Source organism: Ectorhizobium quercum, assembly GCF_026552795.1.
Taxonomy (GTDB): Bacteria; Pseudomonadota; Alphaproteobacteria; order Rhizobiales; family Rhizobiaceae; genus Ectorhizobium; species Ectorhizobium quercum.
In genome coordinates, this window is the sequence record NZ_JANFPI010000004.1 from 73,501 (window position 1) to 98,745 (window position 25,245).

A 25,245-nucleotide genomic window follows, 5' to 3' on the forward strand; every position below is an offset into this window, starting at 1 on the left:
AATTTCGTTTGCATGCCAACGATTATCTTCTATTCTGCCCGGACAGAGGGAACATAAGAACGGGCGGAAAACATGCTCGGCATTTGCGACAAGACGGCGCCCCGTCCGGGGTGGTCCGGCGTGGCGAACCGCTGCGGATATCGCCGGTCCCGGAAGGGCGGCCGATGACGGTGCGCGCCGTGACGCTTCACGTCAATGGCGAGACCCGGACCTTCGACATCCGGCCGGAAACGCCGCTGCTCTATATCCTGCGCAACGATTTCGGCCTCAACGGCCCCAAATACGGCTGCGGCCTCGGCGAATGCGGCGCCTGCGCCGTGCTGGTGGATGGGCGGGCGGTGCGCTCCTGCGTCCTGAAGGCCGGTGCGGCGGAAGGCCGGCGCGTCGTCACGCTCGAAGGGCTCGGCACGCCGGAGGCGCCGCATCCCGTGCAGGCGGCGTTCATCGAAAGCCAGGCGGCGCAGTGCGGCTATTGCATGAACGGCATGATCATCGCCGCCGCCGGCCTGCTGAACCGCGATCCGCATCCGGACGAAGCGGCGATCCGCAAGGCGCTCAGCCACCATCTCTGTCGCTGCGGCACGCATATGGAAATTCTCGCCGCCGTGCGCCGTGCCGCCGACGCCGGCGAAGGAGGCGGCCATGATGCCGGCTGATCCGGGCGGCCATCGCGAAACGCCGCGCATCGACTATCTGGCGGAGGGGGACATCCTGCTGGTGATCCGGCCGGGCACGGCCAACGACCCCGAAATCTATCTGGCGATCCACGGCGACGGGCGGGTGAACGCCTTCAACGGCCATGTCGACCTCGGCACCGGCATCCGCACGGCGCTGGCGCAGATCGTCGCCGAGGAACTGGACATCGCCTTCGAGCGGGTGGCGATGGTGCTGGGCACCACGACGGCGGTGCCCAACCAGGGGCCGACCATCGCCAGCGAAACCATCCAGGTGACGGCTGTGCCGCTGCGCAAGGCGGCGGCCACGGCGCGCAGGCATCTTCTGGCGCTGGCGGCGGAGCGCCACGGCGTCGCCGCCGACACGCTCGCGGTCGAGGACGGCGTGGTCCGTCCGAAGGCAGGCGGCGGCTGGTCGGTCTCCTATGGCGAACTCGTCGCCGGCGCGCATGAGCGGATCGAGATCGACCCGGCGGCTGCTGTCAAGGCGACCGGCGACTATCGTATCGTCGGCAAATCGCAGCCGCGCAACGACATCGCGGCGAAGGCGACGGGGCAATGGACCTATGTTCATGACGTGCGCGTGCCGGACATGCTGCACGGGCGGGTGATCCGCCCGCCGCATGCGGGTTTCGACCAGGGGCCGCATGTGGGCCACGGCCTTGCCGGCGTCGACGAAAGCTCGGTCGCGGACGTGCCGGGCCTCGTCGCGGTGGTGACGCAGGGCGATTTCGTCGGCGTCGTGGCGACCCGCGAGGAATATGCCATCGAGGCGGCGGAGAAGCTCAAGGTGATCTGGCGCGCGCCGCCCGCGCTTCCCGATCTCAACCGGCCGGAGCAGCCGCTGCGCGACAATCCGGCGACCGAGCGGCTGCTGCGCGAACAGGGCGACGTGCGGCGCGGGCTCGAGGGCGCCTCTCCCCGCATGGACCGCACCTATGTCTGGCCCTACCAGATGCATGCCTCCATCGGCCCCTCCTGTGCCGTCGCCGACTGGCGGCCCGACCGGCTGGTTGTCTGGTCGGGCACGCAGAACCCGTTTCCGATGCGCCGCGACCTGGCGCTGCTGATGGACATGCCCGAGGCGGCAATCGTCGTCGAGCGGCTGGAGGCGGCGGGCTGCTACGGGCGCAACTGCGCCGACGACGTGACGGCGGACGCGGCGCTGCTGTCGCGCGCCGTGGGCCGGCCGGTGCGCGTGCAATTGACCCGCGAGCAGGAGCACGGCTGGGAGCCGAAGGGCGCGGGGCAGGTGATCGACGTGCGCGGCGGTCTCGACGGCGAGGGCGGGCCGGCGGCCTACGATTTCGAGACGCGCTATCCCTCGAACCTCGCGCCGACGCTGGCGCTCGTCCTCACCGGCAAGGTGTCCTCGACGCCCGATGTGGCGCAGATGGGCGACCGCACCGCCATCCCGCCCTATGCCTTCGGCAACATGCGGGTGGCCGTCCACGACATGCCGCCGATCGCCCGCGCCTCGTGGTTTCGCGGCGTGTCGGCCATGCCGAATTCCTTCGCCCATGAAAGCTTCATCGACGAACTGGCCTTCGCGGCCGGCGTCGATCCGGTCGAATACCGGCTGCGCTACCTCACAGATCCGCGCGCCGCCGCTCTGGTGCGGGCGGTGACGGAAAAGGCGGGCTGGACGCCGCGCACCCGGCCGGGCACGGCGGGCCGGGAGGGCGACGTGCTCTACGGGCGCGGCTTTGCCTACGCGCTCTACGTCCACGGGCCGTTTCCGGGCACGCCGGCGGCGTGGTCGGCCTGGGTCGCCGATGTCGCGGTCAACCGCCTGACCGGCGAGATCGCGGTGACGAAGGTGACGGTCGGCCAGGACAGCGGCATGATGATCAACCCCGACGGGGTCCGCCACCAGATCCACGGCAATGTCATCCAGTCGGTCAGCCGCACGCTGAAGGAGAAGGTCGGCTTTTCGCAGACGGCGGTGGAAAGCGTCGAGTGGGGCGGCTATCCGATCATCACCTTTCCGGAGGTGCCGGATATCGACGTGCTCATGCTGCCGCGCCCCGACGAGGAGCCGCGCGGTGTCGGCGAATCCGCCTCGGTGCCGAGCGCGGCGGCGATCTGCAACGCGGTGTTCGACGCGACCGGCATCCGCTTCCGCGAACTGCCGCTGACGCCGGACAAGGTTCTGGCGGCGCTGGAGGAGGCCGAGGGGCGCGGCCTGCCGAAGCCGCCGGAAGCGGCCCCGAAGCGCCGCTGGTGGCGTCTCGGGGCTACGGCGGCGGGGCTCGCGGGGGCCTTTGCGGGCGGCATCGCCCTTTCATCGCCGTGGCGCGCGGCCTATCCGGAGGTGCCGAGGCCAGACCCCGGCCTTTACAGCGCCGCCACCATCGAGCGCGGGCGTCTGGTCGCGGCGGCGGGCGCCTGCAATGTCTGCCACGAGGGCAGGGACGGCCAGCCCTTCGCGGGCGGGCGGGCGCTGGAGACGCCGTTCGGCACGGTCTACGCCACCAATATCACGCCCGATGCGGCAACCGGCATCGGCGGCTGGTCCTATCCCGCCTTCGAACGGGCGATGCGGCAGGGCGTTTCCCGGGACGGGCATCACCTCTATCCGGTCCACCCCTACACATCCTTCAAGGATGCGAGCGAGGCCGATCTTCAGGCGCTCTACGCCTATCTGATGACGCAGGCGCCGGTCGCCGTGAAAGCGCCGGAGACGAGGCTGTCCTTTCCCTTTTCCATGCGCGGCCTGATGGCGGGGTGGAACATGCTGTTCCTCGCGCGGCCCGCTCCGGCGGCATCACGTCCCGCCGACCCGGCGGCGGCGCGGCTGGCGCGCGGCGAATATCTGGTCGAAACGCTCGGCCACTGTTCCGCCTGCCACAGCGGCCGCAACGCGCTCGGCGCGGAAATCGGCGGCAAGGCGCATCTTTCCGGCGGTTATGCCGATGGCTGGCATGCGCCGGCCCTCGGCGGCGCGGGCGCGGGACCGGCCGGCTGGAGCGAGGCGGCGCTTTACGACTATCTTCGTTCCGGCCACTCCGCCGATCACGGCAGCGCCGGCGGGCCGATGGCGGCGGTGGTGAAATCGCTGGAACCCTTGCCCGACGAGGATATCCGCGCCATGTCGGCCTATCTCGCAAGCCTCGGCGAAGCCGTTCCGGCGGAGGAGGCCGCAGCGCGCAAGGCCGCCGCGATCGGAGCGTCGGAAGCGGCGGAGGCTAGGGCAGCGCTGGTTTCCCCGGAAGGCGCGCGGATCTTCGCCGGCGCCTGCTCGGCCTGCCACAATCCGTCCTCGCCGCTGGCGAGCCTCGCGCTCAACAGCAATCTGCACGGCGCGCATGCCGACAATCTCGTTCAGGCGATCCTGCACGGCATGGAGGCGCCGTCGACGCTGACCGCCCGCGCGAAGGCCGCCGATCTGGAGGTGATGTCGATGCCGGGTTTCGCCGCCAGCCTCAGCGACCGCCAGATCGGCGCGCTTACCGATTATCTGCGCGCCCGCTTCGCGCCGGGGGCGGCGCCCTGGCAGGGGGCGGCGGACACCGCCGCCCGGCTGCGCAAAAGCGCCGGGCATTGAAAAGGGCCGTCAGCCGACCCCGACATAGCGGTTGAGCAGCGACGGGTCCTCGCGCAGGGCCTCGACCGGCATGCTCGCCTTCGACTGGCCGTTTTCCACGAAGCAGACGCGGTCGGCGAGGGAGAGCACCGCGTCGACCCGCTGCTCGACGAGCAGGATGGCCTTGCCGCGCTCGCGCAGCTTCAGCACCACGTCGCGGATCGTCGCGATCATCGAGGGCATCAGCCCCTCGGTCGGCTCGTCGAGCAGGATGACGGACGGGTCGAGGCAGAGCGCGCGGGCCGTTGCCAGCATCTGCTGCTCGCCGCCCGAAAGCGTGCCGGAGACCTGATCCATGCGCTCGCGCAGGCGCGGGAAGAGGTCCAGCGCCTCCTCCAGCACCCGCCGGTCGGTGTGGCGGGTCATCAGGCCGATCTCGAGGTTCTCGCGCACCGTCATCTCCGCGAACAGGCGGCGGCCCTGCGGCACGTAGCCGATGCCGCATTTCGGCACCTCGTGGGCCGGCATGGCGGTGAGTTCGCGCCCGTCGAGGGTGATCGAGCCGGAGCGGGCCCGCAGCAGCCCCATGATCGCCTTGAGCGTCGTGGTCTTGCCCGCGCCGTTGCGCCCGAGCAGGCAGAGCACCTCGCCGGGGGCGAGCGACAGCGAAAGCCCCTTCAGCGTGCGGCTGTTGCCGTGATAGACGTCGAGATCCTTGATGGTCAGCATGGTCAGCCGCCTCCGAGATAGGCTTCCTGGACGGTGCGGTCGGCGCGGATTTCCTCCGGCGTGCCGCTGGTCAGGATTTCGCCGTGGTTGAGCACGGTGATGCGGTCGGCAAGCTGCATGACGACCGGCATGTTGTGTTCGATGAGAAGCACCGTCGCGGTCTTCGCGATCTCCTTCACCAGCCCGCAGAAATTCTCGATCTCGCCGTCGGAAAGGCCCTGCGTCGGTTCGTCGAGAATGAGCAGCTTCGGCTTGAGCGCCAGCCCCATCGCCACTTCCAGCAGGCGCTGGTGGCCGTAGGAGAGGTTGCCGGCGATAACCTCCCGGCGTTCGATCAGGCCGACCCGTTCGAGCGCGGCCAGCGCATCGGCGTCGAGCGCCTTTCGGTCGATGCGCGAAAGGAAGCCGCGATGGCGCTGGAGCGCGCTTTGCGCGGCGAGCGCGGCATTCTCGTAGACGCTCAGATTGGGATAGATGCTAGTGATCTGGAACGTGTAGGCGATGCCCTCGCGCACCCGCCGGAAGGCGGGCTTTGCGGTGATGTCGCTGCCCATGAAGGAGATCGTGCCCGAAGACACCGGGATGCGGCCGGACAACAGCGAGACGAAGGTGGTCTTGCCGGCGCCGTTCGGCCCGATCAGCGCGCGGATCTCGCCCTGCCGGATCTCGAAGTCCACGTTCTGCACGGCCTTCAGCCCGCCGAAATGGCGGCTGAGGCCCTTCGTTTCGAGGATCGTCACGGCAGCCATGTCATCCACCTTTCGCGGATCGTGCCGAGAATCCCCTTGGGGAAGAACAGCACGAGAAGGACCAGCGCCAGCCCCGTGACCAGCATGTAGGCCGGGGTATATTCGCTGGCGATGTCGATCATGTAGAACATCGCGGCGGTGCCGAGCAGCGGTCCGAGGATCGTGCCCGCGCCGCCGAGCAGGGTGAAGAGCAGCGCCTCGATGGAATACTGGATGGAGGCGAAGGACGACCCGACATAGGCGAACAGCAGCGCATAGGCGGCACCCGCCATTGCCGAGATCGTGCCCGAGACGGTGAGCGCCATGAGCTTCAGCCGGAAGGTGTCGTAGCCGAGCATCAGCGTACGCGGCTCGTTCTCGCGCACGGCGATCAGCGCCCGGCCGGCCGGGCCGCGCACGAGCGCCAGCGTCACGAGAAGCGTCAGCACCATCAGCGCGAAGGCGATGTTGTAGCGCACCGTGGCGTCGGTCAGGTCGAAGACGGTGCCGAACAGCTCGAAGCTGCGGGCGCGCTGCGGCAGCATCAGCCCTTCCTCGCCGCGCGTCCATTCGGAGAAGTACATGCTGGCCATGTAGGCGACCTGCGAGAACATCATGGTCACGATCATGAAGGACACGCCGGTGGTGCGCAGCGAGATCAGCCCGATGGCGAAGGAGACGACCGCACCAGTGGCGATGCCGGCCAGAAAGGCGGCCGGCACGCTCCATTCGAGGTGGAAGACGGCAAGGCCCGCGCCGTAGAGGCCGCTTGCGAAGAACAGCGCATGGCCGAGGCTGAGCAGCCCGGTATAGCCGAACAGCAGGTTGTAGCCCATCGCGAAGATCGCCAGCACCATGATGCGGGTCACGGTCAGCTCGTGATACTCGGGCAGGACGAATTGCAGCGCGAAGAAGACGAGGATGACGGCCGCATGCAGGAGGGCCGATTTGGTGAAGCCGGCATTCTTCATCGCGCTTTTGCTCCGAACAGCCCTTCCGGCTTGAAGATCAGCACCAGCGCGACCAGAAGCGTGGAGAGCATCTTGGCAAGCGTCGGCGAGAAGAAGACGGAGATGATGCCGTCGCTGAGCCCGATCACCAGCGCCGCCGCCACGGTGCCCCGGATGGAGCCGAGGCCGCCGATGATGACGACGATGAAGGACATCAGCAGGGGATCGAGGCCCATCAGGTAATGCGCCTGGCGGATCGGCACGATCAGCACGGCGGCGAGTGCGGCCAGCATCGCGCCCGCGGCGAAGACGAAGCCGTAGACCCGCCCGATGGGAATGCCGAAGGCCTGCGCGGTCTCGCTGTCGTATTGCGTGGCGCGCATGACGAGGCCGATGCGGGTGCGCGTCAGGACGAACCACACGACGCCGAGGATCGCGAGCGCAGCGGCGATGACGAAGAAATTATAGGCTGAATAGCCGAACCACGGAAGCTGGATGCGATAGTAGAAGGGCGGCGCGACGGATTGCGCATCCGGCCCGAAGGTGATGAGCACGGTCTGCTGGATGATGTAGAGCATGCCGATGGTCGCGACGATGGTCGCCTCGGGATTGTAGGAAAGCCGTTGCAGCACCAGCCGCTCGCCGGCGAAGGCGACGGCGCCGACCACCAGCGGGCTGACGATCAGCGCCGCGAAGAAGCCGACCGCCGGATGGAAGCCGAGCAGCGAGGCGACCCACCAGGCGACGACCGCGCCGAGCATGTGGAACTCGCCGTGGGCGACGTTGACGACACGCATCACGCCGAAGACCAGCGACAGGCCGAGCGCGGTCAGCGTCAGCACTGCTGCCTGCAACAGGCCTTCCAGCGTCGCCAGAAAAAGGAATGGACCGAATGCCACGTCATGAACCTCGTCATTTGTCCGGTTGTCCCATCCGGCAAGCGCGTGCCGGACGAAAGCGCTGCGCCGCATGGGCGCGGTTCCGGAAATATCGGGGAAAGAGCAGGGCTTGAGGCATTGGGGCCGCGCACGTCGGTGCGCGCGGCCCGGATGCCATCAGAGCGCCATCTGGGTGTAGTCGGCGGTCACTTCGTAGGCGCCGTCCTCGATGGAGGTCTTGTGGACCACGTTGAGCCTGCCGTTTTCCACCTTCGAGATGAACTGGTGGCCGTAACACTGGTGGTTCTTGCCGTTGAATATCTTGTCGCCCTGCGGATATTCGCGGCTTTCCGGCATGGTCTCGATGGCCTCCATCGCCTCGATGAAGGCGGCCTTGTCCTGCGGGCCCTGATAGTTGGCCGCTTCCATAGCCTGCTTGATGAAGAACAGCGATTCCCAGCAGCCGAACATGTGGGCATAGGTGGAGATGTCGCGCGGGTCCGCCGTGCTGGCGCCGTTGTCATCGACGCCGACGGCGGCACGGTAGAACTTGTCCCACTCGCTCTGGTTCTCCTGGGCGTAACGCGGCATGCCTTCCCAGAAATAGGTGCCTTCCAGGAAGGAAAGCTGCGGCGTGGCGAGGTCGACCGCCTCGATGCTGTCGATGAAGCCGAAGATTTCCGGGCGGTTGGAACCGTAGAACTGGCCGAGTTCCGTCGCGAAGGTCAGCACGGAGGGGCCGATCATGACGTGGTAGAGCACGTCCGTGTCGCTGGGGATGCGTGGGAAATAGCGCGTGAAGGACTTTTCCGTGGGCGGAATGGGGATGAGTTCGGCGATCTCGCCGCCCTGCGCCTTGATCGCGGCCGAAAAATAGTCGCGATGATCGTGGCCGAAGGCGTAGTCGGGAAAGATCATCGTGACCTTCTTGCCCAGGTTCTGGGAAACCCAGGGCGCCATCGCCGTCACCTGGCTGCGCACATCGGTGATGCAGGGCTGGAAACAGTAGCGGTTGAGCGAGCCGGACGGTATGTGGGTGCCTTCCGACACGGCGATATAGGGCATCTTCAGTTCACCGGCCCGCGGGGCGGAGCCGATGACGACATGCGAGAACAGCGCGCCGTAGACCGCGTCGACCCTGTGCTGGGTCGCGAATTTCTCGACCACCTCGGCGCCGCGCTTCACGTCGGTGCCGTCATCCTCGATGACGAGCTCGAGCGGCCGGCCGTTGATGCCGCCGTCCTCATTGATGACCTTGACGGCGGCAAGCGCCGTGCGCTCGTACCAGCGGCCGTAGGAGGCGCCGATGCCGGTGCGGTGCAATTGCATGCCGATGCGGATCGGGGCGGAAGTCTGCGCCTGGCTGTAGCGCACGAAGCCGGGTGCGACGCCGGCGGCAAGCCCGGCGCCGGCGGCAGCGCCAATTCCCAGGAGGGTGGAGCGGCGCGTGATCGCATTTCTGGACTGGATGATCTTGTCTGGCATTGAATTTCCCCTCTGTTGGAAATTGACGTCGGCCGTTGTTTTGTAATGTGGCAGATCGTTCGTCTACTAACAAAACATGAGATCCCGCCTTTGACAAGCGCCGTCTTTCGGGCTGGCTCGCCGATGGCGGTGCGATGCGTCTCCTTGTTTTTTCGTAGCGCTTTCTTGCAGGAAAGGACAGCATGGGATGCGATCGTTTTCGCGCGCGATGGACAGGCCCGGTGCGATCATGTTTGTATACCAACGATTGGCGGGGCAAGGGGATTGCGGCATGGGGGCAGGCAGGCAAGAGGCGTTTTGCGGACGGGTCGGGCTGGGCGTTACGGCGTCGGCATTCTGGTTGTGCGCCTCGGCGCCGGCCTTCGCGCACGGGGCGGAACGCGGTCTCGTGATGCTTCTTCCCGTGGGCTATTACATGACCGGCGGCGCGCTGGCCGTTCTGTTGTCCTTCTTGCTTCTGGCCGCGGTGCCCGGCCGCTGGCTGGCCGGAAAAGGGGTGCCGGCCCTTGCCTTCGCGCCCGCCGTGACCGTGCCGAAGGCGCCGGTCAGCCTGCTGGCGCTCGCCGTGCTCGCCGTCTGCGTCGTGTCCGGCTTCGTGTCGACGGGCGATCCGCTGACGAATCCGCTGCCGCTCGTCATCTGGACCGGCTGGTGGGTCGGGTTCACATTGGCCCAGGCGGTTTTCGGCAATCTCTGGCCCTGGTTCAACCCGTGGAGCGGATTGCTGGCGCTGATGCGCCGCGTCTCGGGCGGCGACGTCGGGCTGCGTCCGCTCGTCGCCCTGCCGGTTCGTCTGGGCTATGGGCTGGCCATCCTGCAATTTGCCGTGTTCGCCTGGTTCGAACTCGTGTCCATCGCGCCGGAGGACCCGCCCCGGCTGGCGCAGGCCGTCCTGCTCTACTGGGCCGTCAATCTGGCGGCGATGATCGTGTTCGGCGAGGCGGAATGGACGAAGCGCGGCGAGCCCTTTTCGGTCTTCTTCCGCATGATCGGCCTGTTCGCGCCGTTTTTCACGATGCGGACGCCACAGGGGCCGAAGCTGGCGCTGACCTGGCCCGGACTGCGCTGCCGCGAGGCCGATCCGATGCCCGTGAGCGGAACACTGCTCATCCTGCTGACGCTCGGCACCGCCTCCTTCGACGGCTTTTCCGAAACCTTCACATGGTTCGATCTCATCGGCCGGAATCCGCTGGAATTCGCCGGCCGCAGCAGCGTCACGCTTCCCAATTCCCTCGGCCTCTACGCGGCGGCGGCGATGCTCGGCCTCCTGTTCTACGGCGCGGTCGCGGCAGGGGCCGCGCTCGCCGGCGGATCGCTTTCGGACGTCCAGCCGCTTGCCGGAAGGCTGATCTATTCCATCATTCCCATTTCCATCGCTTTCCACGGCGCGCATTACCTGACGATGCTGCTGATCAACGGCCAGTATCTCGCGGCCATGCTGTCCGATCCCTTCCTGCGCGGCTGGGACCTGTTCGGAACAGCCCACTGGCACGTCACCACCTCCTTCCTGCAACATCTGGAAGGCGTGCGGATGATCTGGATCGCGCAGACTGCGGTGATCGTCACCGGCCATGTCGTCGGCATCCTCGTCGCCCACATGATCGCGCTCGATTATTTCGGAAAAGCCGGGGCGGCCGCCCGCTCGCAGCTTTTCCTTGCGGCCGCGATGGTGTTCTACACGGTCTTCGGGCTCTGGCTGCTGTCGACGCCCTCCATCGGATGAGCGTTTTGCGTGCCGCGCCGCAACATCCTCCGTTGCGATTTTAAATTCATTCGTATACAAACGAATTTAAAATCGCGCGAGAAAAGGGGATCTCCATGACCGACGTCGCAACCGCCGCAACCGGGGGGCAGCCCGCCCCGCAGCCCGCAAACTGGCCCGTTCCGGACAATGTCTTCGCCGAAACCGTGACGGCCGTCGAGCATTACACCGACCGGCTCTTCCGCTTTCGCATCACCCGTCCGGCGAGCTTCCGCTTCCGCTCCGGCGAGTTCGTGATGATCGGCCTGCCGAACGCGGCCAAGCCGGTGTTCCGGGCCTATTCGATCGCCAGCCCGTCCTGGGACGAGGAAATCGAATTCTTCTCGATCAAGGTTCCCGGCGGCCCGCTGACGGAGCATCTCCAGAAGATCCGGCCGGGCGATACGGTGCTGATGCGCAGGAAGCCGACCGGCACGCTGGTGCTCGACGCGCTCGTTCCCGGCAAGCGGCTCTACATGCTCTCGACCGGCACCGGCGTCGCGCCCTTCGCGAGCCTCATCCGCGATCCCGAGACCTACGAGAAATTCGAGGAGGTGGTGCTGGTGCAGACCTGCCGCGAGGTGGCCGAGCTTGCCTATATCACCCGCATGGTGGAGGCGCTGAAGGAGGACCCGCTGGTCGGCGAAATGGTCGAGGGCCGTCTGCGGCTCCACACCACGACGACGCGCGAGCCGTTCGAGCGCATGGGCCGCATCACCGACCTGATGACCTCCGGGCGGTTCTTCGAGGATGCGGGCCTGCCGCCCATCGCGCCCGAGGACGACCGCGCCATGATCTGCGGCTCGATGGCGATGCTGAACGACACCAAGGCCGTGCTTGAGGGCTTCGGGCTCATCGAGGGGGCCAACAACGCGCCCGCCACCTTCGTGGTCGAGCGCGCTTTTGTCGGCTGAGGCTGTCTTGCACCCGCCCATAGCGTCTGGCTGCGGGCGGGTGCGAGGGTTCAGTCGTCCTCCAGCATCCTGGCCTTGCGGCCGATGGCCGGCAGCAGCGGCAGGAGAATGGTGGCCAGCGTGATGACGATGAGGGTCGCCGACACCGGCCGCTCGATGAAGATCGACCACGAGCCCTTGCTGAGGATCAGCGAGCGGCGGAAATTCTCCTCCATGATGGGGCCGAGGATGATGCCGAAGGCAAGCGGCGCGGCGGGGATGCGCATCAGCAGCATGATGTATCCGAGGCCGCCGAAGGCGATCATGATCATGATGTCGGACACGCTGTTGCGGATGGCATAGGCGCCGACGACGCACAGAAGGGCGATGGCCGCCATCAGGATATGCGTCGGCGTCTTCATCACCAACACGACGAAGCGGATCAGGCCGAAGCCGATGAAGAAGGTCAGCACGGTGCCGAAGAAGATCGCGGCGTAGATCGTCCCGACGATCGTCGGGTTCTCGGCAAACAGCATCGGCCCCGGGCGAAGGCCGTGGATCAGCAGCGCCCCGATCAGCACCGCCGACATCGAATCGCCGGGAATGCCGAGCGTGATCATCGGGATCATGGCACCGCCGGTATTCGCGCTGTTGGCCGATTCCGGCGCGACGATGCCGGCCGGCTCGCCCTTGCCGAACGTCGCGCCGGGCCGGGCGAAGCGCTGCTCCTGCGCATAGGCGATGGCGACGGCGATGGCCGAGCCCGCCGCCGGCACGGCGCCGATGAAGGTGCCGATGGCGCTGCCGCGCAGGGTGGTCTTCCACAGGCCGGCGACTTCCTTCAGGGGCGGGAACAGCGAGCCGATCGGCGGCACCTTCGGCAGCTTGCTCTGGTCGAGGGAAATCGTCCGCAGCACCTCCGTCAGGCCGAAGATGCCGATGGTGACGGGGATGAGGTCGATACCGTTCTGCAGGGTGTGCGAGCCGAAATCGAAGCGGGCGATGTCGGTCATCATGTCGAAGCCGACCATGCCGCAGATCAGGCCGATGACGCCGGACAGGATGCCGGCGAAGGTGGAGCCCTTGGCGGTGAAGGCGAGCAGGACGAGGCCGAAGACCGCCAGCATGGTGAATTCCGGGCTGCGGAACGCCATCGCCGACTGCGCCACCAGCGGCGCGATGAGGATCAGCACGACGAAGCCGATGAGGCCGCCGAGCGTGGAGGCGATGAGGGCGTGGCCCAGCGCATGCCCGGCCCGGCCCGACTGGGCCATCGGAAAACCGTCGAACTGCGTGACGATCGCGCCCGGCGTGCCGGGAATGTTGATCAGGATCGCCGAGATCGAGCCGCCGAAGACGCTGCCGACAAGCAATGCGATCAGGAAGATGATGGCGCTGGCGGGCTCCATGCCGTAGGTCATGGGCAGAAAGATCGCCAGCGCCATCGTCGAGCTGATGCCGGGCAGGGCGCCGAGGATGATCCCCAGCAGCACCGACAGGCAGAGCATCACCATCAGGAACGGGCTTTGCAGGATCGACAGCGAAACCTGCGCGAAGGAATCGATAAGCATTTCCCGGTCTCCCTCAGGGAAGGAGTACGCCCAGAAGGCGGACGAAGGTGAAGTGGACGGCGAGCGTCAGCAGGATCGACAGCACCGCCGCGACGGCCAGCCGCTGGGCCACGGAGCCGGTGCCGGGCGAGAGGAGGAAGATCCACAGGGTGGTGAAGACGAAGGCCGGGGCGATGAAGCCGATGCGCGTGATGGCCAGCACTTCGAGCAGGATCGTTGCCAGAAAGGCGACGGGCCTTGCCATCTGCACCGCCTTTTGCCGCAGCATGCGGCGCGTCCTCTCCATGCCCGGAAACCGCGCGATCCCGGCCGCGACGAAATAGAGGCCGCCCAGGCTCAGCGTCGAAAGACACAGCACGGGCAGCATAGCCGGCCCGGGGTCGAAGCCGGGCGCCCACAGGCTTTCGGCAAGGCCGGGACTGGTGAAATAGGAATACCAGCCGACGGCGGCCCAGCCAAGGAAGAACAGCCCCCCGGCGAGATTCGCTCCGGCGGCGCCGTCTTTTTCATCGATCATCATGGCATGCTCCAAAACGGAAGAGGGGCCGCGGGTGGCGGCCCCCTGCTGGGATCAACGCTTGTTGGCCTTGACGAGGCCGGCGCCGTCCAGCACCGGATAGACGGCGTCGTCCTGCTGCTGGATGAAGGCCGCCATGTCGGCGGCGCCGGATGGCGCGAGCATCAGGCCCACCTTGCCGGCGGCTTCCTTGAAGGCGTCGTCGTCCATCGCCTCGAGCAGCGCCTTTTCGAGCAGCGCCACGCGGTCTTCCGGAACGCCGACCGGCAGGAAAAGGCCGACGAAATCCGAAAACTCGAAGGGATAGCCAGCCTCGGTGAAGGTCGGCACGTCGGGCGCGAAGAAGTGGCGCTCCGCGGCGGCGACGCCGAGGATCTTCACCTGGCCGCCATTGTGCAGGTCGGCGACGAGCGGCACGGGAACGGTGGACGACATGGACTCGCCGGAGACGAGCGCGGCCACGGAAGGGGCGAAGCCCTGATAGGGAACCGTCGTCAGCTCGATGTCGAACTGCTTCTGGATGAGCATGGCGCTCAGGAACGCGAAGCCTCCGGGGCCGTCATTGCTGTTGATGATGGCGTTCGGCTCGGCCTTGGCCTTCTCGATGAATTCGGCGAGCGATCCGATGCCGGAATCGGCGCGGACGCTGAGTGCCGCCGGCCCCTTCTCGACAAGCGCGAGCGGCGCGATTCTGGAAAGCGGCGTGGCGTTGGGGTTCATGTAGCTCTGGGCGATGGCGTGCAGGCCCATCACGCCGACCGTGTAGCCGTCCGGCGCGGCCTGCTCCACCTGCCGCACGCCCGTCGAGCCGGCGGCGCCGGGCACGTTGCTGACGACGATGGAAACCGGCAGGCGCTTGCCCAGATGTTCGGCGACCAGCCGGCCGACGATGTCATGCCCGCCGCCGGCCGGCCAGGCGACGACGAGGGTGATCGGCTTTTCCGGAAAGGTCTCCGCGCTGGCCGGAGCGCCGAATGACAGCGCCGCAAGACAGGCCAGAGCCGTCCGAATGATATTCCGTCCGTTCTTCAGTTTCATTTTCTGGTTCCTCTGGAGTTTTGGAATAACGATACGAAACACACCGGGATTGAACCCCCGATGCTCGCATGTCTTCTCTTTATTATGTCGTCTGTTTCAGCTTTGCCGATTTCGGCCGCCGCGCGGACGATCGCCCGCGCGTCGATTCCGGGCGTCAGCCAGCCAGGTTGCATGGACACGGAGTGCGCCACGGAACCGCTTTATCGCGTGAAGTCGGCATCGGTCATTCCCCTTTTATTTGTATACGAATGAATATTCGCATTCGAAATCCATCCGTCAAGCGCTTATTGCGCAGTGCGGGCCTGTTCGACGGTCAGGCCGCCGACCCTCGGCAGCGGCCGCCCGCCGGTGGTGACGGCGACGGCGATGACGATTTCGCCGGCGCGCGGCGCATCGTTGAGGCGGATGCGCATTCCGTCGAAATGCGAGCGGACATAGGCGGAATCCTTGTAGCCGAGCGGAATGTCGACGATGTCGCCCGGTCCCCCGATGGCCTTGGAGGAGGGGATGATCGCCGCACCGCCGCCCACCGCCACGCGCAGCGGCTTGCCCAGCGCCGGGTGAAGCACGGCGGCGGCGTGTTCCAGTTCGCCTGCCTCGCCGACCAGCGCGGCCTTGCCGTAGCTTTCGGCCTCAGCGGGTTCGATGCCAAGCGCCTCCATGCATTTGCGTCCGAGAAGGCCGCCCATCTCCGCGCCGATGTCGATCAGCGGCGAAAGATCGTCGGCATAGGCTCCGGCGAAGGGATTGCGCAGGACCGCGCAGGCCGCCGCCTTGCGGATCGGCGGGGAAACGGGCCGGCCCATTTCGCTGCGCGTTTCCTCGACGAAGACCGCGATCTTGCGGATATCGGCCGTCATCGCAACCCGTCCTCGCCCTCGATCTCGCTGGCCTTCAGTCCGCCGACGCGGGCATGGATGCGCGCGCCGGTGGTCATGACGAGCGCAAGCACGATTTCGCCGGCGCGGGGCGCATCGGCAATGCCCACTTCCATCGCGTCGAAATGGCTGCGCACGTAGGAGGCGTTGATATGCGTGACCGGCACGTCGAGCCGGGCGCCGGGACCGCCGACCTTCTTCGTCGAGGGCACGATGGCCCTGGCGTCGCCCAGCACGGCGCGCATCGCATAGCCGCCCGGCACATGCCAGAGCGCGCCGTGTTCCAGCTCTCCCGCCTGTCCTACGATGGCGCCCTTTCCATAGCCCTCCACCTTGTCGGGGCCGCCGAGCGCTGCGGCAAGCCGCGTCGCCATTTCGACGCCGAGCGGTTCGAGATCCTTCATGAAGCCCTCGATCTCGTCGTGATAGGCGCCGGCGAAGGGGTTCTCGATCACGGCGAGGATCGCGCCGCGCTTCAGAGGCGTTGCTGCGGGTGCACCGCCTTCGTGCAGGATCTCTTCGACGACGGTTGCGAATTTGCGGATTCTCGGTTCAGGCATGCGGTATCGTCTCCCGGTGAGGTTGAGCCGGAAACGCGGGTTCCGGCAGGGGCGGGAAGGCGGCGGCCCGGTCGGCGATGCGGCCTTCATTCTTGAGGAAAAGCGCGGCGCGGCGGATCAGGCCGCGGGCGATGAGGTGGTCGGCTTCCGCCAGGCCGGCGTCGAGCGCCCTGTCGATTTCTTCGGCGGTCAGAGAGCCGCAATCGCGCGTCACCAGCCGGTCGCCGAGGTCGCTGTCGGGGGCGATGCGGCTGGCGGGACAGCGGATAATCGCCGGATGGCCGGGCAGGTCGACGGCATTGGCGATCAGCGTCGCGGCGGCATCCGCCTGCGCGGCGCTGGCAGCGACGACGGTGACGGAATCGGCGATGCCCAGCGAGAAGCTGCGGCCGCCGCGGCCGCTGGTGGCGATGCCGCGCTCCCGTTCGGCGCCGGTCATGGCGAACGTCCCGAGGCGCGTGCCGTCCTCGCCGCTCATGGCGATGTGGAAGGTGGCTTGCGGCGACAGATGCAGGGCGATGTCGCCGCCGTTGTTGACATGGATGCGCGGCGGGCATTCCCCCGGCGGGAAGGCGGCCAGCATGGCGTCCCGAATCTCGTCGGCGACCGCACCGGCGACGGCCGCCATCGGCGTGATGAAGCGCCGGCCGGAAAGGGGACGCACGGCGGCGGTCATGCGCCGGGCCACGGTGCCCTGCGGGTCGGGTCCGTCCGGCGCGGCCGGGTTTCTCAGAAAGGCAAGTTCGGCGACGAGTTCGTCGAGGATCGTGGCGAAGCGGCGGCGAGCCGCCTCGAAGGCGCGTTGTCTCGTCCCGGATGGGATGGCTTCGCCCGGCAACCCGTCGACGCCGATGATGAGGTCGATGGGGCCGTGCTGCAAGTGCAGACGCCCGTCCGGCCCGCCGTCGAGATATCGTGCCGCAGCGCCGTCCATCGCCGTCCCCGCCTCAGTTGCCCCAGCGGAAATTGGCGGGCGCGGACGGCCACGGGATATGGTCCATCGCCGCGACCTTGCGTTCCGCCAGTTCCAGCGCCCGCTCGATGGGCACGACCGCTTCCATATGGCCGCCGAGCGCCCGGTAGTCGTCGAGCCGCATGGTGAATTCGATGGGCGCGACCAGCGCGGGGGTGGGGACGTAGCCGAAGGCGTTGCTCGGCATCTGCGTCACGTCCGCCATCACCGTGATGCCGCCGCCGGGCCAGACATAGGCCGGCGCGCCGCCGCAGGAGACATGGGTGAGGGCGTCCTTCACCGAGCGGGTGAGCTTCACCGGATTGCTTGTCACGCCGGCGCGCAGACTGCCGCCTGCGCCGCCCATGAAGAGCACGGAGGTAAGCGCCGGCTCGCAATTGTCGGCGATGATCTCGACCGATTCCTGAAGCGGCGCGGGAAGGCGCTCCTGAAGCACCGGACAGAGGTTTTCGTCGAGGACGTAGTAGGCATATTGCTCGCCGGTCGTCGAGACCATCAGCAGGCGCAGGCCCGGATAGGCGGTCTTGGGGTCGAAGTCACCGATGATCGACAGCGGATCGGAGATGTTCGTCCCGCCCCATCCCGTGCCGGGATCGGCGACCTGGAAATAGCGGCCGGGCGTCGAGCGGCGTCCCTTGATCCTGATGCCGGTCGGCGGAATATGCAGCAGCTTGCCGGCCTGGTGTTCCGACAGGACGCCGGTGATATGGTCGTCCACGACCACGACGTCGTCGACATGGCCGAGCCATTGCCGGGCGAACATGCCGATGGTGGCCGATCCGCAGCCGACGCGCATGCGCTCTTCCGTCTCGCCGTTGACCGTTGGGGCGGTGCCCGCCTGGGCGATGACGGTGGCGCCGCCGTCGATGGAGAGTTCGACCGCCTCGCGGTTGCAGAGCTTCATCAGCGTGTCGCAGGTCACGCGGCCTTCCTTCTTGGAGCCGCCGGTGAGGTGATGCACGCCGCCGAGCGAGAGCATCTGCGATCCGTATTCGCTGGTCATGACATGGCCGACCGCCTCGCCGTCGACCCGGACGATGGCGGTTTCCTCGCCGAGAAAGCGGTCGGTGTCGATCTTCACCTTGGCGCCGCAATAGCTGAAGATGCCCTCGGTGACGACAGTCACCATGTCGATGCCGTTTTCCTTCTGCGAAACGATGAAGGGTGCCGGCTTGTAGTCGGGATAGGTCGTGCCGGCGCCGACGGCCGTGACGAAGCTGCTGTGTGAATGGACGAGGTCGCCGTCCCAGTCGCCGTCCTCTGCGGATTTCAGGAAGGAAACGACCTTGCCGCCTTCCTCCAGCGTGGTCTGGATGATGGTGAAGGGATCGACCCTCACGAGCGCGCCGTTGTCGTTGGCGTAGCGGTCGCAGGCGCCGGAGCGGCCGTTGGCGATGTAGCACATGACCGGACAGGCGTCGCACCGTATCTTGTCGCCCGCGACGCTTTCCACCTGTTGCTTTACCATTCGCGTCCCCTACGTATTATCTCGGGCAGGGTGCTGCGGGACGATGCCCGTTCCCGCCTCGTGCCGACCGGCCCTGGTTCGAAGGTCGTTGCATGTTATTATTGTTAGTGTACAAATGAGTATCCGTCGCGGAACCGGTTCTGTCAAGCGCGATGCGGCCACAGCCGGAGCGTGCGGGCATGCTTGATCGGCGGAAACCGGCTCGTTATGAGCTTTTGTATATGCATTCGACGCAACGGACGGTTTCTGAGGAGCTGTTGGCATGAACGGAGAGGAAATGGCGGCGACGGAAGAGAGGATCACGATCTCGAACCGGAACGAAAAGGCCGCCGCAGGGGGCTCGTCCGCGGACGATTACCATGTGGAGCAGCAGATCGGGTTCGTCCTGCGCCAGGCGAACCAGCGCCACGTGTCGCTGTTCACCTCGATGATCGGCGACCGGCTGACGACGACGCAATGGGCCGCGCTGACCAAACTGCGGGAATTGCAGCCGACCTCGCAGAACTTTCTGGGCCGGGAGACGGCGATGGACGTCGCCACCATCAAGGGCGTGGTCGACCGTCTCGTCAGTCGCGGCCTGATCCACACCGCGCCCGACCCGAAGGACGGCCGCCGGCTGGTCCTGTCCCTGACCGAGGAAGGCAATGCCGTGATCGACCGGAACATGGACATGGCGATCGCCGTCTCCGAGGAGACGCTCGCGCCGCTCACGTCCCGGGAGCGGGCGGTGCTGGCCGAACTCTTGCGCCGAATCTGCTGAACCGCACGTGCCTGCTGAAAGCCTTGCCGCAGGCCTGAGGCGCGTCCCGGATATGTCAAAGCGGATGAGAGATGCGACGCGGCCGGTCCATTGGAAATGCGACACCGGCTCCGATGGTCAATCCCCGACCGGACCGGCTGGGCCGGGGTGCAAGGGAAGGGGCGGAGATGGAACTCCCTCTTCGGTTTTGATTTCCTCAGTTTTTCTGCCAGGTCATTTCCGCTTCGCGCCAGAGGCGTAATGCCTCGAAACGTTCATATAGGTTCGCCCCCGGCCTGTTTCGGTTTTTCATGGCAGGAGGCAAGGATGCTTAAAGCAAACCTTGGAAGTCGCCGTTGTCTTCGAGCACATCTGTGGCGGTTTCGGGATTTTGCAACAGCCTGTTTCGCTCTAGACTTCACCATTCCCGTAATATACCTTGATGCTGTAGCTGACTTGAAAATTACATCAGGTTTCAGCCCCATCGCATAGTCTCTCGCAATGAATTGCGGTTTGGGCCAGCGCTTTACTCTCCGAACATCAACATAATCTTACCGCCCAAGCGGAAGGAGTTTCTATGGCCGACGCCCAATGCGCCTGCGGCGCTCTTAGACTCACGTTTAGCGAGCCACCACAATTGACTGCGCTATGTCACTGTTTCGCTTGCCAGCGAAGAACCGGGGCGCCGTTCAGCGCCAATGCGTTCTATTCGGTTGAGTGTGTTGAAATATTTGGAGCAGCTACCGAATTTGTTCGCACCGGCGATAGTGGCCGCAAGGTCCGCATGTATTTTTGCCCCATTTGCGGTTCGACCGTCTATTGGAAGGCCGTTGCCTCACCGTCTTGGATAGGGGTGGGAGTAGGTTGTTTTGCTGACCCGGCGTTCGCGCCACCATCCGTGTCAGTATTCGAGCAATCGAAACATGAGTGGGTGAAGCTTGGCGAAGCGGTAGAGCATTTCCAAGGTCGTCCAACCGGCCGAGAGTAGGCGACGGCCTTTCTCGTGTCGCGCAATCCCAAGTTTCGCAACATAGCGGCCGCCTTGCAATCGAAGAGGAATTTCCGTCGCACAAGTCGGGCGCAAAAAAACTCGGTGACATCGTGAGGATTCTTGCGACACCTTGGGCTGCTTTCTGGCCAGCCGATTTTGAACGCTGCCATTCGGCTCCCCACCCCAATCTCAGACATGCCATCTCGGTCCTGCAATGGCCGCTTCGGGCCACAAGTGGCCGATCACTTAGCCGCTCGGCAACATGTGACCGCATTCATCCAGTCGCTTGTTCTCAATCACTGGCGACCGGTGGACCGTGTGCCGCGTGTCGAAGGTTCTGTAAGGCAGGGTGAAACGCTCATGCATGATCTCCCGGTTGCCGTCGTTTCTTCGAAACGGGCCCCGGGATGCCAGGCCCACCGGCAGCCGGGACGATGCTCGGCATTATCGCGTAATCTATGTTATGGAACTTGATCCGGCGGCATCGTTCGTTTGCGGTGTCGCAATCGCAGCGGTCGAACCTATATTAGGGAAAGAACCGATTCTGTTGACGGATGTCAACCGAATCGCAGGCTTGCAAACCCTTCGGAATCGCTCATGTGGACGCAACATCGTTATCAGGCTCTCTCCGAGCGTTTCTATGCGCCGGTCACGCTGACGCCCTGCGCGGAGCCGTCGCTTCTTCTGCTCAATGAAGCACTGGCCGAGGATTTGAACCTCGACGCGGAATGGCTGCGCTCGGCGGAGGCGGTATCCTGCCTGGCAGGCAACACGGCGCTTGACGGCGCCGAGCCGGCTGCGCTGGCCTATGCCGGCCACCAGTTCGGCAATTTCGTGCCGTCGCTCGGCGATGGCCGCGCCCTGCTTCTCGGCGAAGCCATCTCGTCGGACGGCCGTCCGGTGGAAATCCAGCTCAAGGGCTCCGGTCCCACGCGCTTTTCCCGTGGCGGCGACGGCCGGGCGCCGCTCGAGGCGGTGCTGCGGGAGTATATCTTCTCGGAAGCGATGCATGCGCTGGCCATTCCGACCACGCGCACGCTGGCGGTGATTTCCACCGGCGAACGGGTGCTGCGCGAGACCATGCAGCCCGGCGCGGTTCTGGTGCGTGTCGCCGAAAGCCATGTCCGGGTCGGCACGTTCCAGTTTTTCGCGGCGCGCGGCGATCACGAGGCGCTGCGGTTGCTCGTCGACGATGTGGTGGAGCGCAGCTATCCCGAGCTTCGGCCTCTGGAAGGGCGCGAGCGCGTGCTGGCCCTGCTCCGCGCCGTCTGCGGCCGGCAGGCCCGGCTCGTGGCGCGCTGGATGGGCGTCGGCTTCATTCATGGCGTCATGAACACGGACAATATCGCCCTTTCCGGCGAAACCATCGATTACGGCCCGACCGCCTTCCTCGATCCCTACAGTCCGGCGGCGGTTTTCAGTTCCATCGACCGGCGCGGCCGCTATGCCTATGGCAATCAGCCGGGCATGGCCGCCTGGGGCATGGCCCGCCTTGCCGAAACGCTCCTGCCGCTGATCGCCGCCGACGCCGATGAGGCGACCGCCGCGGCGCAGGCGGTGCTGGACGGCTTTGCCGACGCCTTTCAGGAGGCCTATGATCTGGTTTTCGCGCAAAAGCTCGGTTTCGCGGCAGCCGATGCGGAGGTCGCCGGTCTGTCGTCACGCCTGCTTGCGCAGATGAGCGAGGTCGAGGCCGATTTCACCGCGACATTCACCGGCCTGAACGACATCGTCGCCGGCCGCGAGCCGGAGCTTCTGCCGCAACTGCTCGGCGCCTCCCCGGCCTTCGCGGCATGGCGTCAGGAATGGGCCGATGTGCGCTCGGAGCGGGGCATGTCGCCGGAGGCCTCGCTGGCGCTCATGCAGCGCGCCAATCCGCGCTATATCATGCGCAACCATCGCGTGGCCAATGCGGTGGAAACGGCCGCGGCCACCGGCTCGCTGGCGGGTGTGTCCGACCTTCTGGACGCGGCGCGCAACCCGTTCGAAAAGAACCCGAAGCTCGACTATCTGGCGGTTCCGCCCTCGCCGGAGGAGCGCGGCCTGCGCACCACCTGCGGCACCTGAAGGCGCGTCCCTTGGCGGCATCGCCGGGCGGCGGTGCGCTTCAGCCCCTTTTCTGCGAGAGCCAGACGCCCCAGACGATCAGCACGACGCCGAGCGCGCTGGCCCACAGCACCGGCTTCTGGTCCATCAGCAGATCGAGTGCGATCCCCGTCACCATCTGCCCGCCGATCACCAGCAGCGCCGTGTTGGTCGCGCCGATCCTGACGATCAGCCAGCTTCCCGAGGCGACGAAGATCACCCCGAGCGGCCCGCCGAAATAGGCCCACCAGGGCGATCCTTCCGCGCCCGGCGGAAAGATGCCGCCGATCACCAGTCCGACGGCGGTCAGGGCGGCGAGCCCGACGACATGGTTCCAGAAGGATGCGGCCAGCGGCGAGGTGGACAGGCTGAGGCGCCCGTTGATCTGCCGGCTGAGACTGATGAGAAGCCCGGCCGAAAAGGCGAGAACGGCAGCGGAAATCACAGGCTCACCCTGCCGAACAGGATGATCAATGCGCTGCCGGCGGCGATCAGCCCCAGCGATGCGGCATCCTTCGCCGAAAGCCGGCGTCTGGCCAGTCCGAACAGGCCCCAGCGGTCCGCCGCCAGGCTGAAGGCCACCTGCCCCGCCAGCCCGAGCGCCAGTGTGCCCGACAGCGCCAGCGGCGAATTGACGGCTTCCGCCGTGAAGATCACGGTCAACCCGCCGGAAAGGCCGCCGAGATAGGCCCATAACGGCGCGCGGCCCTTGAGCGCCCTGCCCTCGCCACGGCGAAAAAGAAGGGCGATCAGCAGGATGGCGGCCACGGTGCCCGTCGCATGGGCCGTCCACGAGGCGAAGAACGGTCCGCCATAATGGCCCAGCGTGCCGTTGAAATGCGCCATCAGCGTCAGGATGCCGCCGGAGGCGAAGGCGAAAAGAAAAGGCAACGCCCGAGGGCGCGGCACGGCGGGGCTGTCCATGAAAACGATGTCCTGATCGAATCGGGAAACGGGAGACCGCCACCTTGCCATCGCCACGATGCGAAGGCTAGTGTCACTCCCAGAGACGTGGAGGAGCGGCGATGGCGGCGGTCGAGGACAGGGTGGAGATTTTCGGAACGCTGGAAAACGGCGAGACGGTGCGGCGCGCGACGATCCGCGGCGGCGGGCTGACCGTTTCCGTCATCACCTACGGCGCGGTGATCCAGGACGTGCGCCTTGAAGGCTACGGCCCTTCCCTCGTGCTCGGCTTCGACAATTTTGCGGATTACCGGCAGCATTCGCGTCATTTCGGCGCCTCGCCCGGGCGGGTCGCGAACCGCATCGGCGGCGGCACGTTCACGCTCGACGGCGCCGTCTATCATCTCGAACTGAACGAGAACGGCGTGACGCACCTGCATGGCGGCAAGGAGGGGTTCGGCAAGCGCAACTGGACGCTCACCACCCTGTCCGAAAACAGCGTCACGCTGTCGATCCACGATCCGGACGGCCATGCCGGCTATCCCGGCAATGTCGATGCGAGCGTGACCTATTCCCTGCCCGGCGACGGCGTCCTGTCCTGCATCTATCGCTCGCGCACCGACAGGCCGACGCCGGCCAATCTCTGCCAGCACAGCTATTTCACGCTGGACGAGGCGGAAACCGTGCTCGGCACCCGCTTTGCCATCGCCGCCGATCATTATCTGCCGGTGGACGAGCGCAGCGTGCCGACGGGCGAGATCCGCCCGGTGGACGGCACCCCCTTCGACCTGCGCCGCGAAACGGTGCTCGGCGACAGGATCGGGGCGGACTTCGCCGGCTTCGACCATAATATCTGCCTGTCGCCGGAACGGGTCGCCAGACGCCACGTCGCCCGCGCGGTCAGCCCGGCAAGCGGCATCAGCCTGGACGTGGCAACGACGGAGCCGGGCGTGCAGTTCTACACGGCCCACAAGCTTTCCGTGCCGGTGCCCGGCCATGACGGCCGCACCTACGGCCCCTTCGCCGGCTTCTGCCTGGAAACCCAGATCTGGCCGGATTCCATCAACAGGGAGAATTTCCCGAACGCCGTGCTGCGGCCGGGCGAGGAACTGGTTCAGGAGACGGATTACATCTTCCGCAAGGCCTGACAGCGTTAGGAAGCGGTATACCATGCCCGTTGACCGGAAATTTGGAGAGCTGCGCTAGGTTTTTCCCAAAACACGGGAGAATGACCATGCAGCAACTGCCAGTAACGTCGCGCATCATCGAATCCGTCCATTTCAGCCAGGAGGACGGCCAGTTGTACATCTGCTTCCGCAATGGCGAGCAGCGCCGCTTTGCCGACGTGCCGCCAGAGGAAGCCGCCTCGCTCTGCGAGGCGAAGTCGCCGGGCCAGTACTATCTCGACCATATCCGCCGCCGTTTCCGGCGTCTCGCCGCCTGACCGGCGCTATTTCATTGTTTTTCAAGCGATCCCGGGTGGATAACCGCAGCGCGCTGTTCCCGGGATTGCCCTACGCCTGCGAGTCGACCGGGCGCGGCTTGCCGTCCTGGTCGAGGGCGACCATGACGAAAACGGCCTCCGTCACCATTTCCCGCGTCTGGTCGTAATGGCGGCGCGCCCAGCTCTCGATCTTCAGCGTGATCGAGCTGCGCCCGACCTTCTCGATCTTGGTGTAGACACAGAGCGTGTCGCCGATCTTCACCGGCTTGCGGAAGACGATTTCATGAACGGCGACGGTGGCGGTGCGGCCCCGCGCCCGCTCGTCGGCGCGCACGGCGGCGGCAAGGTCCATCTGCGACATGACCCAGCCGCCGAAAATGTCGCCGGCCGGGTTGGCATCCGCCGGCATGGCCAGCGTGCGCAGCGTCAGTTCCATCCCGGGAGGCGTGTTCGATTCCGACATCGCATGTTCCT

General features: G+C 66.3%; 24 protein-coding genes. 9 read left to right on the plus strand and 15 right to left on the minus strand.

Annotated elements, in window-relative coordinates; genetic code table 11:
• Positions 1-164 precede the first annotated feature (164 nt).
• The gene (locus NOF55_RS12710) at positions 165-656 is read left to right on the plus strand and encodes a (2Fe-2S)-binding protein (RefSeq protein WP_306411756.1); all 492 of its coding nucleotides are present in this window, start codon (positions 165-167) and stop codon (positions 654-656) included.
• Positions 643-4,221 (plus strand): molybdopterin cofactor-binding domain-containing protein, encoded by a 3,579-nt coding sequence (locus NOF55_RS12715; RefSeq protein ID WP_370868979.1) that lies wholly within the window; start codon positions 643-645, stop codon positions 4,219-4,221. Before NOF55_RS12710 ends, NOF55_RS12715 begins: the two co-directional genes overlap by 14 nt.
• A gap of 9 nt (positions 4,222-4,230) precedes the next feature.
• Here NOF55_RS12715 and NOF55_RS12720 read toward each other — a convergent pair whose 3' ends face one another.
• From NOF55_RS12720 to NOF55_RS12740, 5 genes are all read right to left on the minus strand, one after another.
• Entirely contained in the window at positions 4,231-4,929 is a 699-nt protein-coding gene (locus NOF55_RS12720) for an ABC transporter ATP-binding protein (protein WP_306411757.1), read from the minus strand.
• Positions 4,930-4,931: 2 nt separating this feature from the next.
• Positions 4,932-5,678: an ABC transporter ATP-binding protein gene (locus tag NOF55_RS12725; protein WP_306411758.1), complete on the minus strand. Its 747-nt coding sequence runs from the start codon at positions 5,676-5,678 to the stop codon at positions 4,932-4,934.
• Positions 5,666-6,628, minus strand: coding sequence for a branched-chain amino acid ABC transporter permease (locus tag NOF55_RS12730; protein WP_306411759.1), 963 nt, complete (start codon positions 6,626-6,628; stop codon positions 5,666-5,668). Before NOF55_RS12730 ends, NOF55_RS12725 begins: the two co-directional genes overlap by 13 nt.
• A complete protein-coding gene (locus tag NOF55_RS12735; protein WP_306411760.1) occupies positions 6,625-7,506 on the minus strand; it encodes a branched-chain amino acid ABC transporter permease in 882 nt (293 codons plus the stop codon). Before NOF55_RS12735 ends, NOF55_RS12730 begins: the two co-directional genes overlap by 4 nt.
• A 156-nt stretch (positions 7,507-7,662) precedes the next feature.
• The gene (locus NOF55_RS12740) at positions 7,663-8,970 is read right to left on the minus strand and encodes an ABC transporter substrate-binding protein (protein ID WP_306411761.1); all 1,308 of its coding nucleotides are present in this window, start codon (positions 8,968-8,970) and stop codon (positions 7,663-7,665) included.
• 388 nt (positions 8,971-9,358) lie between these two features.
• Here NOF55_RS12740 and NOF55_RS12745 point away from each other — a divergent pair, with 388 nt between their 5' ends.
• Positions 9,359-10,693: a hypothetical protein gene (locus NOF55_RS12745; protein WP_306411762.1), complete on the plus strand. Its 1,335-nt coding sequence runs from the start codon at positions 9,359-9,361 to the stop codon at positions 10,691-10,693.
• Between the two features lie 95 nt (positions 10,694-10,788).
• Positions 10,789-11,625 carry a ferredoxin--NADP reductase gene (locus NOF55_RS12750; protein WP_306411763.1) on the plus strand — a complete coding sequence of 279 codons (837 nt, stop codon included), beginning with the start codon at positions 10,789-10,791 and terminating at the stop codon, positions 11,623-11,625.
• Between the two features lie 50 nt (positions 11,626-11,675).
• On the opposite strand, the gene NOF55_RS12755 is transcribed toward NOF55_RS12750, so the two are convergent.
• The 7 genes from NOF55_RS12755 to NOF55_RS12785 form a co-directional block, all read right to left on the minus strand.
• Complete coding sequence (locus NOF55_RS12755) at positions 11,676-13,175, minus strand: tripartite tricarboxylate transporter permease (RefSeq protein WP_306411764.1); 1,500 nt, start codon at positions 13,173-13,175, stop codon at positions 11,676-11,678.
• A 13-nt stretch (positions 13,176-13,188) separates the two neighbouring features.
• Entirely contained in the window at positions 13,189-13,695 is a 507-nt protein-coding gene (locus NOF55_RS12760) for a tripartite tricarboxylate transporter TctB family protein (RefSeq protein WP_306411765.1), read from the minus strand.
• A gap of 51 nt (positions 13,696-13,746) precedes the next feature.
• Positions 13,747-14,730, minus strand: a complete 984-nt coding sequence (locus NOF55_RS12765) for a Bug family tripartite tricarboxylate transporter substrate binding protein (protein WP_306411766.1) — start codon at positions 14,728-14,730, stop codon at positions 13,747-13,749.
• 284 nt (positions 14,731-15,014) lie between these two features.
• The gene (locus NOF55_RS12770) at positions 15,015-15,590 is read right to left on the minus strand and encodes an amino acid synthesis family protein (RefSeq protein WP_306411767.1); all 576 of its coding nucleotides are present in this window, start codon (positions 15,588-15,590) and stop codon (positions 15,015-15,017) included.
• Positions 15,587-16,168 (minus strand): amino acid synthesis family protein, encoded by a 582-nt coding sequence (locus tag NOF55_RS12775; protein ID WP_306411768.1) that lies wholly within the window; start codon positions 16,166-16,168, stop codon positions 15,587-15,589. Before NOF55_RS12775 ends, NOF55_RS12770 begins: the two co-directional genes overlap by 4 nt.
• Entirely contained in the window at positions 16,161-17,102 is a 942-nt protein-coding gene (locus NOF55_RS12780; RefSeq protein ID WP_306411769.1) for a UPF0280 family protein, read from the minus strand. The genes NOF55_RS12775 and NOF55_RS12780 overlap by 8 nt, the downstream gene beginning before the upstream one ends.
• Before the next feature lie 13 nt (positions 17,103-17,115).
• Complete coding sequence (locus NOF55_RS12785; RefSeq protein WP_306411770.1) at positions 17,116-18,609, minus strand: 6-hydroxynicotinate reductase; 1,494 nt, start codon at positions 18,607-18,609, stop codon at positions 17,116-17,118.
• A 262-nt stretch (positions 18,610-18,871) separates the two neighbouring features.
• Here NOF55_RS12785 and NOF55_RS12790 point away from each other — a divergent pair, with 262 nt between their 5' ends.
• The 3 genes from NOF55_RS12790 (at position 18,872) to NOF55_RS12800 (ending at position 22,406) form a co-directional block, all read left to right on the plus strand.
• Positions 18,872-19,369 carry a MarR family winged helix-turn-helix transcriptional regulator gene (locus tag NOF55_RS12790; protein ID WP_306411771.1) on the plus strand — a complete coding sequence of 166 codons (498 nt, stop codon included), beginning with the start codon at positions 18,872-18,874 and terminating at the stop codon, positions 19,367-19,369.
• Between the two features lie 556 nt (positions 19,370-19,925).
• Complete coding sequence (locus NOF55_RS12795; protein ID WP_306411772.1) at positions 19,926-20,336, plus strand: GFA family protein; 411 nt, start codon at positions 19,926-19,928, stop codon at positions 20,334-20,336.
• A 600-nt stretch (positions 20,337-20,936) separates the two neighbouring features.
• Positions 20,937-22,406, plus strand: coding sequence for a protein adenylyltransferase SelO (locus NOF55_RS12800; RefSeq protein ID WP_306411773.1), 1,470 nt, complete (start codon positions 20,937-20,939; stop codon positions 22,404-22,406).
• Positions 22,407-22,446: 40 nt separating this feature from the next.
• Here the strand turns inward: NOF55_RS12800 and NOF55_RS12805 are convergent, their stop codons facing one another.
• Both NOF55_RS12805 and NOF55_RS12810 read right to left on the minus strand, forming a co-directional pair.
• The gene (locus NOF55_RS12805; RefSeq protein WP_306411774.1) at positions 22,447-22,869 is read right to left on the minus strand and encodes a DMT family transporter; all 423 of its coding nucleotides are present in this window, start codon (positions 22,867-22,869) and stop codon (positions 22,447-22,449) included.
• Positions 22,866-23,348, minus strand: a complete 483-nt coding sequence (locus NOF55_RS12810) for a DMT family transporter (RefSeq protein WP_306411775.1) — start codon at positions 23,346-23,348, stop codon at positions 22,866-22,868. The genes NOF55_RS12805 and NOF55_RS12810 overlap by 4 nt, the downstream gene beginning before the upstream one ends.
• A gap of 101 nt (positions 23,349-23,449) precedes the next feature.
• On the opposite strand from NOF55_RS12810, the gene NOF55_RS12815 reads away from it, so the two are divergent.
• On the plus strand, positions 23,450-24,475 hold the full coding sequence (locus tag NOF55_RS12815; protein WP_306411776.1) for an aldose epimerase family protein: 1,026 nt from the start codon (positions 23,450-23,452) through the stop codon (positions 24,473-24,475).
• A gap of 86 nt (positions 24,476-24,561) precedes the next feature.
• The gene (locus tag NOF55_RS12820; RefSeq protein WP_306411777.1) at positions 24,562-24,771 is read left to right on the plus strand and encodes a KTSC domain-containing protein; all 210 of its coding nucleotides are present in this window, start codon (positions 24,562-24,564) and stop codon (positions 24,769-24,771) included.
• A gap of 70 nt (positions 24,772-24,841) precedes the next feature.
• On the opposite strand, the gene NOF55_RS12825 is transcribed toward NOF55_RS12820, so the two are convergent.
• On the minus strand, positions 24,842-25,234 hold the full coding sequence (locus NOF55_RS12825) for an acyl-CoA thioesterase (RefSeq protein ID WP_306411778.1): 393 nt from the start codon (positions 25,232-25,234) through the stop codon (positions 24,842-24,844).
• Between the last annotated feature and the right edge of the window lie 11 nt (positions 25,235-25,245).

Excerpts from the sequence above, each read along its gene's own strand:
- NOF55_RS12710 (WP_306411756.1), top strand. The coding sequence starts at position 165 with ATGACGGTGCGCGCCGTGACGCTTCACGTCAATGGCGAGACCCGGACC.
- NOF55_RS12775 (WP_306411768.1), bottom strand. The coding sequence starts at position 16,168 with ATGCCTGAACCGAGAATCCGCAAATTCGCAACCGTCGTCGAAGAGATC.
- NOF55_RS12780 (WP_306411769.1), bottom strand. The coding sequence starts at position 17,102 with ATGGACGGCGCTGCGGCACGATATCTCGACGGCGGGCCGGACGGGCGT.
- NOF55_RS12750 (WP_306411763.1), top strand. The coding sequence starts at position 10,789 with ATGACCGACGTCGCAACCGCCGCAACCGGGGGGCAGCCCGCCCCGCAG.
- NOF55_RS12755 (WP_306411764.1), bottom strand. The coding sequence starts at position 13,175 with ATGCTTATCGATTCCTTCGCGCAGGTTTCGCTGTCGATCCTGCAAAGC.
- NOF55_RS12800 (WP_306411773.1), top strand. The coding sequence starts at position 20,937 with ATGTGGACGCAACATCGTTATCAGGCTCTCTCCGAGCGTTTCTATGCG.
- NOF55_RS12790 (WP_306411771.1), top strand. The coding sequence starts at position 18,872 with ATGAACGGAGAGGAAATGGCGGCGACGGAAGAGAGGATCACGATCTCG.
- NOF55_RS12820 (WP_306411777.1), top strand. The coding sequence starts at position 24,562 with ATGCAGCAACTGCCAGTAACGTCGCGCATCATCGAATCCGTCCATTTC.
- NOF55_RS12765 (WP_306411766.1), bottom strand. The coding sequence starts at position 14,730 with ATGAAACTGAAGAACGGACGGAATATCATTCGGACGGCTCTGGCCTGT.
- NOF55_RS12795 (WP_306411772.1), top strand. The coding sequence starts at position 19,926 with ATGGCCGACGCCCAATGCGCCTGCGGCGCTCTTAGACTCACGTTTAGC.
- NOF55_RS12715 (WP_370868979.1), top strand. The coding sequence starts at position 643 with ATGATGCCGGCTGATCCGGGCGGCCATCGCGAAACGCCGCGCATCGAC.
- NOF55_RS12810 (WP_306411775.1), bottom strand. The coding sequence starts at position 23,348 with ATGGACAGCCCCGCCGTGCCGCGCCCTCGGGCGTTGCCTTTTCTTTTC.
- NOF55_RS12720 (WP_306411757.1), bottom strand. The coding sequence starts at position 4,929 with ATGCTGACCATCAAGGATCTCGACGTCTATCACGGCAACAGCCGCACG.
- NOF55_RS12760 (WP_306411765.1), bottom strand. The coding sequence starts at position 13,695 with ATGATGATCGATGAAAAAGACGGCGCCGCCGGAGCGAATCTCGCCGGG.
- NOF55_RS12815 (WP_306411776.1), top strand. The coding sequence starts at position 23,450 with ATGGCGGCGGTCGAGGACAGGGTGGAGATTTTCGGAACGCTGGAAAAC.
- NOF55_RS12825 (WP_306411778.1), bottom strand. The coding sequence starts at position 25,234 with ATGTCGGAATCGAACACGCCTCCCGGGATGGAACTGACGCTGCGCACG.
- NOF55_RS12725 (WP_306411758.1), bottom strand. The coding sequence starts at position 5,678 with ATGGCTGCCGTGACGATCCTCGAAACGAAGGGCCTCAGCCGCCATTTC.
- NOF55_RS12770 (WP_306411767.1), bottom strand. The coding sequence starts at position 15,590 with ATGACGGCCGATATCCGCAAGATCGCGGTCTTCGTCGAGGAAACGCGC.
- NOF55_RS12730 (WP_306411759.1), bottom strand. The coding sequence starts at position 6,628 with ATGAAGAATGCCGGCTTCACCAAATCGGCCCTCCTGCATGCGGCCGTC.
- NOF55_RS12785 (WP_306411770.1), bottom strand. The coding sequence starts at position 18,609 with ATGGTAAAGCAACAGGTGGAAAGCGTCGCGGGCGACAAGATACGGTGC.
- NOF55_RS12740 (WP_306411761.1), bottom strand. The coding sequence starts at position 8,970 with ATGCCAGACAAGATCATCCAGTCCAGAAATGCGATCACGCGCCGCTCC.